Raw genomic sequence first — 6,128 nt, forward strand, 5'->3', positions numbered from 1 at the left:
CGCATCCGGCGCCGGGTGGGTCGTGGGGTTCGGCCTCCTGGAGCGCCGGAGGGGGGCCGGCGAGGCCGCCGTCGAGGAGTGCCGCCGCACCCGCGAGCGGACGCTGTTCCTGCGCAACGTCTTCTTCCCGATCGTCAGCGCCTCCTACACCGTCCCGGTGGTGGTGGTCCTGCTGACCGGCGGCCTGCTGCACGCGCACGGCCTGGTCAGCCTCGGTTCGGCGGTCGCCGCCGCGCTCTTCGTCCGCCAGCTGGAGCCGCCGCTGGACACCATCGTGATCTGGACCGACCAGCTGCAGAGCAGCGGCGCCGCCTTCGCCCGGGTCGAAGGGCTGGCCGACGCCCCGCAGACCCCGCCGGCCGGCCCGGCCGTGCCGGTCGACGACCGGATCGAGGTGGCGGACGTCCGCTACGCCTACGACGGCCGGGACGACGTGCTGCACGGGGTCGGCCTGACGATCCGTCCGGGCGAGCGGCTGGCCGTGGTCGGCCCGTCCGGCTCGGGCAAGACCACGCTCGGCCGGCTGCTGGCCGGCATGGACGAGCCGCGCAGCGGCACGGTGACCGTCGGCGACGTGCCGATCGCCGGCCTCGACCCGGACCGGCTGCGGCGCCAGGTCGTCCTGGTCACCCAGGAGCACCACGTCTTCCTCGGCACCCTGCGCGACAACCTGCTGATCGCCGCACCGGACGCCGGCGACACCGAACTGCTCGCCGCCCTGGCCGCCGTCGGCTGGTCGCACGAGCTGCCGGACGGCCTGGACACCGAACTGGGCGCCGGAGGCCACCGGCTGGACGGCGCCCGGGCCCAGCAGCTGGCCCTGGCCCGGGTGGTGCTGGCCGACCCGCACACGGTGATCCTGGACGAGGCCACCGCGCTGCTCGACCCGACGACCGCCCGCCACACCGAACGCGCCCTGGCCGCCGTCCTGGAGGGCCGGACCGTCATCGCGATCGCCCACCGCCTGCACACCGCCCACGACGCCGACCGCGTCGCCGTGATGGAGGACGGCCGCCTCACCGAGCTGGGCCCGCACGACGACCTGGTCGCCAACAACGGCCCCTACGCCGCCCTCTGGCAGTCGTGGAACCGGTAGCCCGCCGTCAGCGCCCGGACCGTACGAGGTGGGCGTAGACCACGACGTTCCCCCGGTAGCCGGTGGCCTTGGTGTAGCCGCCGCCGCAGGTGATCAGGCGCAGCTCGGGCCGTCCGTCGCTGCGGTAGACGCGAGCGGCCGGGAAGTCGGCCTTCCCGTAGACCTCGACGGCGTCGATGGTGAAGACGGCGGTGCTCCCGTCCGCGCGCACCAGGTCGATGGCGTTGCCGCGGTGGAGTGCGCCGAGGTCGTAGAAGACGGCGCGTCCGGCGGTGGTGTCCACGTGCCCGACGACGACCGAGGTGCCGGTGCTCCCGGGGGTGACGCTCCCCCCGTACCAGCCGGCCAGGTTGCGGTCGGTCGGTGACGGCGGTTCCGGGCCCCCGTCCGCACCCAGGCCGACCTCGGCGACCGGCGCGTCGACGCCGATCACCGGGATCCGGATCCGGGTGGGCCTCGACCAACCCAGCGGCGCGGCGTCCGTCGGTGCGGCCGATGCCGCGGCCGGCGCCGGGGACGAGGGGCGCGCGGACGCGCCCTGCCAGGCGTCGGCCGCGGACGGGCCGGGCGGGGCCTGCGTACGGGTGCCCTCGTGGACCAGCCAGGCGCCGACGCACACCGCGGCGCCCGCTGCGGCCAGGCCCGCACGGGCACCGGGCGTCAGTGGTCGTCGCACCGTCGGCGCCTCCCCGGTCGATCCGGACTGCTGGCCGGGCTCCGGTCGGGCCCCGGCCGGGACGTGCTCAGGCCTTCGCGGCGCCGGACCGGCGGCGCAGCACGAGGGTGGTGCCCCCGACCAGGCCGGCCGCGGCGAGCGCACCGCCCGCGGCGGTGACGGCGGTGTCCGAGCCGGACACCCCGCCGCCCTCGCCGGCGAGCGAGGGGCCGGTGGGCACCGTGGCGTCGGTGGTCGGGAACCCTTCGCTGCCGCAGGTGATGACGGCGTCGGCGCCCTTCACGGTGACGTGCACGGTGCCGGTCTTCACGGTCTTGACCGTGGTGCCGGCGGGTGTGGTGAACGTGGTGCCCGGGCCGTCGGTCTGGTGCTCCGTGCCGTCCGCGCCGACCACGCGCAGGTCGCCCACCCCGGCGCAGGCGACGATGTCGCCGTTCTTCAGTTCCAGACTGCCGCCCTCGGTACGCCCCTTGATCGGCGTCGCGGACCCCGAAGGCGCGCCGCCCGCGTACGCGGGGACGGCGAACGCCGTGACGGCCACCAGCACTCCACCGGCCGCCACTGCGGCCCGGCCCACGCCCGCTCTGATCCCACCTGACATCGGTCCTCCTCGGACTCCGCCAGGGCCGGCAGCCGCTCCGCCGGCCCTGGCCATGAGAATTCCCGACCAAGTCGCCCGATAGCACCGCCAATCGGGTATTTGTCGTATCAACTCACTTTGTTGGAGAACGAATTGTCAGGCCCACGGCCGACGGGCATCAGCGGGCCCGGACCGCACCCGAGGCCGGCCGCGGGGGCGTCCCGAGGGCGCGGGCCAGGGACGGGCCGAGGTGGCGGACGATTTCATCGGCGGACATCGAGGCGACCGGTTCCAGGCGCAGCACGAAGCGGGTGACCAGCAGCCCGGCCATCTGCGTGCAGAACGCGCCGGCCCGGCCGCGGGCGTCCCGGCCGCCGAGGCGGGCGGCCAGCCGGTCGACGATCTCGCGCTCCACAACCTCCCTGACCAGGGCGGCCGTCGCCTCGTCCTGGGCGGCCCCGACGAACATGGCGCGCAGCGGGGCGCCGCCGACCGGGTCCTCCCAGGCCGCCAGCAGGGCCCGCAGGGCGCGCTGCGGAAGGGTCGCCACGTCACCCTCCAGGACCCGGGCGAAGATCTCGGCGGGGTTGGCGGAGAGCGCCATGGTCGCGCCGAACAGGCCCTTCTTGGAGCCGAAGTAGTAGCTGACCAGGGCGAGGTCGACCCCGGCCTCGGCGGCGATCGAGCGCAGGGTGACGGCGGCGTAGCCGTCCTCCAGGAAGCGGCGCCCGGCGACCTCCAGGATCTGGCTGCGGGTGTCGGGGCTGCCGGCGCGGCGCCCCCGACGGGCCGGTTTATTCATCACCGTTGAAATGCTACCCCCGCCGGGACGAGTCTGGGCGGACCAGCCCAGACCGCCCCGGGAGGCGAACCCCATGCCAGCCACCAGTCCGCCCGCCACCACCGCCTCCGGCCGCACCGTGCGGCACGGCGCCGTCCTCGCCGTCACCTGCCTGGCGCTGGCCACCGTGGTGGCCGCGATGGCCTCGCTCAACGTGGCGCTGCCGGACCTCGCCCGGGAGACCCGGGCGACCCAGACCCAGCTGTCCTGGATCATCGACGCCTACAGCCTGGTCTTCGCCTCGCTGCTGCTGCCCGCCGGCGCCATCGGCGACCGGTTCGGCCGCCGCCGCTCACTGCTGGCGGGCCTGGCCGTGTTCGGCGCCGGGTCGCTGCTGGCGATGCTCACCACCTCGCCGGAGGCGCTGATCGCGCTGCGCGCCCTGCTCGGCGTCGGCGCCGCCCTGGTCATGCCGGCCACCCTGGCCACCATCACGACCACCTTCCCGCGGGCGGAGCGGGCCCGCGCCGTCAGCGTCTGGGCCGCCGTGGCCGGCGCCAGCGCCGTGGTCGGCCTGCTCACCTCCGGCCTGGTGCTGGAGATCGGCTCCTGGCGGATGGTCTTCCTGCTGAACGTCGTCCTGGCGCTGGCCGCGCTGGCGCTGACCCTGGTGTTCGTCCCGGAGTCCGCGGAGCCGGGTGCCGCCTCCGGTGACGCGGTCGGCGCCGTCCTGGCCGTGGCCGGCCTGGGCGTCCTGGTGTACAGCGTGATCGAGGCCCCGGTCCGCGGCTGGGGCAGCCCGCTGACGCTCGGCGGGCTGCTGGCCGGCATGCTGGTCCTCGTGGGCTTCGCCCGCTGGGAACTGACCCGTCGTCAGCCGATGCTCGACCCGAGGCTGTTCACCAACCGCCGGTTCGCCGCCGGCTCGCTCTCGATCGCGCTGCAGTTCTTCGCCTTCTTCGGGTTCATCTTCGTGATCATGCAGTACCTGCAGCTGGTGCGCCGCGACAGCGCGCTCGCCGCCGCGGTCGGGGTGCTGCCGATGGCCGCCGCCATGGTGCCGGCCTCGCGGCTGAGCCCGCGGCTGACCGCGCGGCTGGGCGTCCGCCGCCCGTGGGTGGCCGGCCTGTTCGTCGTGGCGGCCGGGATGGCGGTGCTGTCGCAGCTCGACGACAGCACGCCGTACGGGCTGCTGGCGGGGGGTCTGATCCTGCTGGGCACCGGGATGGGGCTGGCGATGACCCCCGCCACCACCGAGATCACCGACGCACTGCCGGCCGGGCTGCAGAACGTCGGCTCCGCGATGAACGACCTGTCGCGCGAACTCGGCGGCGCGCTCGGCATCGCCGTCCTGGGCAGCATCCTGAGCGCCGCCTACCGCAGCCACCTGCACCTGGTCGGGGTGCCCGCGCCGGCCGTCGAGGCAGCCCGCTCCTCGCTCGCCGCGGCCACCGCGATCGGCGGGCCGGTCGCCGAACACGCCCGCACCGCGTTCGCCGCCGGCCTGCACGAGGCGCTGCTGGGCGCGTCCGGGGTCGCCGCACTGGCCGCCGTCGCGGTGGCCGTCCTGCTCCGGCCCTCCGGCACCGGGCAGGAGAGGGCCGGCGGAGCGGCCGAGGACACCGAACACGCCGAGCCCGAGCTGACCGTGATCACCGGCGGGGCGACCCGCTGACCCGGTACACGCCCGCCGCGCCCGCCCTGCACCGGCAGCCGGGCGCGGCAGCCGTACGGCGTCGAGCGGGACCGGCGGCGGGCCGGTGCGGCGACAGATGCCACCAGGGCACGGAATCCACACGATTACCGGATAATCCCTCCACAGGGGCCCCCGCATCCCGTAGGTTGACGGGCCGTGAGCACCCAGAACAGCAGCCGAAGACTCCTGCCCGCAGCCGCACTTGTCGCCCTCGCCCTGTTCGGCGCGGCCTGCGACCCGGAGACCGGGGGCGCCTCGGGCGCCGCCCCCGCCGGTCCGGCCACGACGGCCGCCGCGGCCCCGACGAGCGAGGCACCGCCGTCCTCCTCCGCGCCGCCGGCCGACCCGTCCTCGGCCGCCCCCTCCCCCAGCACGCCCGCCACCACCGCGCCGGCGGCCGCCCCCGTACCGGCCACCACCGCGCCGAAGGCGCCGGCCACCGTGCACACCACCGCACCGCCGCGGCCCACCCCGAAGCCGACGCCGACCACCAAGGCGCCGTCCGGGTCCTGCGCCCACCACACCACCGGCGCCTGCGGCTGGGACCACGGCCAGACGCCGGTGTCGAGCGACGAGATGGCCCAGTGCAAGGACGGGACACCGTCCTTCTCCGCCACCTTCTCGGGCACCTGCTCGCACCACGGCGGCGTCCTCTACTGGTTCAAGTAGCGGGCCGCAGCACCTCGTCGGCCGGCCGGGCCGCCTCCGCCAGTGCGGTGGCGGCCCCGGCACGGAACAGGCCGTGCGCACGGCGGGCGAAGTCCCGGGGCGCGCCCGGCAGCCGGCCCGCGGCGTCGACCGCGCCCTTCTCGTTGATCAGCCACTGCCCGGCGCGGGTGTGCAGCGCCTGCGCCAGCACGCCCGCCACCCGGAACAGGCAGCCGTGCAGATAGGCGGTGTCGTGCGGCGCCTCGGCCGCGTTGGCGAGCAGGAAGGGCACCACGAACCGGGCGGAGGCCAGCACCGCCGCGCGCAGCGCCGCCGGGTGGCCGGCGGTGATCTCGGCCCGCAGACCGGCCATTTCACCGCTCGGGTCGGCCAGGATCCGCCCGAGCGCCAACTCGCCGACGTAGCAGGTCGACCGGAAGCCGAGCGGGTGGCCGGTCCGGAAGCCGTCCTCGAACCGGCCCTCCCGGGCCCGCGCCCAGCAGGCGCGGACCCGGCCCAGGTCGCGGTAGATCCGGTCGACCCGCACGCCGCCGATCTCCAGCCGGCTGCCGCCGTCCACCCAGGAGCCCCAGCCGCCGGGCTCGGTGGCCTCCACCGGCCGCCCCGCCGCCTGCGCGCCCAGTGTGCGCA

General features: G+C 76.0%; 7 protein-coding genes. 3 read left to right on the plus strand and 4 right to left on the minus strand.

Translation table 11 applies throughout. The features are described from left to right. Positions 1-1,096 (plus strand): ABC transporter ATP-binding protein (locus tag ACFV0G_RS17695; RefSeq protein ID WP_380547892.1); only part of this gene is annotated, 1,096 nt, incomplete at its 5' end. A 7-nt stretch (positions 1,097-1,103) separates the two neighbouring features. On the opposite strand, the gene ACFV0G_RS17700 is transcribed toward ACFV0G_RS17695, so the two are convergent. From ACFV0G_RS17700 to ACFV0G_RS17710, 3 genes are all read right to left on the minus strand, one after another. Then, on the minus strand, positions 1,104-1,772 hold the full coding sequence (locus tag ACFV0G_RS17700; protein WP_380547895.1) for a class F sortase: 669 nt from the start codon (positions 1,770-1,772) through the stop codon (positions 1,104-1,106). A 67-nt stretch (positions 1,773-1,839) separates the two neighbouring features. Beyond that, positions 1,840-2,373 carry a hypothetical protein gene (locus ACFV0G_RS17705; RefSeq protein ID WP_380547898.1) on the minus strand — a complete coding sequence of 178 codons (534 nt, stop codon included), beginning with the start codon at positions 2,371-2,373 and terminating at the stop codon, positions 1,840-1,842. Positions 2,374-2,530: 157 nt separating this feature from the next. Then, the gene (locus ACFV0G_RS17710) at positions 2,531-3,154 is read right to left on the minus strand and encodes a TetR family transcriptional regulator (protein WP_380547910.1); all 624 of its coding nucleotides are present in this window, start codon (positions 3,152-3,154) and stop codon (positions 2,531-2,533) included. 73 nt (positions 3,155-3,227) lie between these two features. On the opposite strand from ACFV0G_RS17710, the gene ACFV0G_RS17715 reads away from it, so the two are divergent. Together ACFV0G_RS17715 and ACFV0G_RS17720 are read left to right on the plus strand one after the other, a co-directional pair. Beyond that, positions 3,228-4,808: an MFS transporter gene (locus ACFV0G_RS17715; RefSeq protein ID WP_380547901.1), complete on the plus strand. Its 1,581-nt coding sequence runs from the start codon at positions 3,228-3,230 to the stop codon at positions 4,806-4,808. A 177-nt stretch (positions 4,809-4,985) separates the two neighbouring features. Further along, complete coding sequence (locus ACFV0G_RS17720) at positions 4,986-5,498, plus strand: DUF3761 domain-containing protein (RefSeq protein ID WP_380547904.1); 513 nt, start codon at positions 4,986-4,988, stop codon at positions 5,496-5,498. Here ACFV0G_RS17720 and ACFV0G_RS17725 read toward each other — a convergent pair. After that, on the minus strand, positions 5,491-6,128 hold a 638-nt coding region (locus ACFV0G_RS17725; RefSeq protein ID WP_380547907.1), incomplete at its 5' end, for a DNA polymerase subunit beta. The genes ACFV0G_RS17720 and ACFV0G_RS17725 overlap by 8 nt on opposite strands.

The sequence above is a fragment of the Kitasatospora sp. NPDC059571 genome (assembly GCF_042735675.1).
Classification (GTDB): Bacteria; Actinomycetota; Actinomycetes; order Streptomycetales; family Streptomycetaceae; genus Kitasatospora.

Coding starts and splice junctions, on each gene's coding strand:
- ACFV0G_RS17715 (WP_380547901.1), top strand. CDS start 3,228: ATGCCAGCCACCAGTCCGCCCGCCACCACCGCCTCCGGCCGCACCGTG.
- ACFV0G_RS17710 (WP_380547910.1), bottom strand. CDS start 3,154: ATGAATAAACCGGCCCGTCGGGGGCGCCGCGCCGGCAGCCCCGACACC.
- ACFV0G_RS17705 (WP_380547898.1), bottom strand. CDS start 2,373: ATGTCAGGTGGGATCAGAGCGGGCGTGGGCCGGGCCGCAGTGGCGGCC.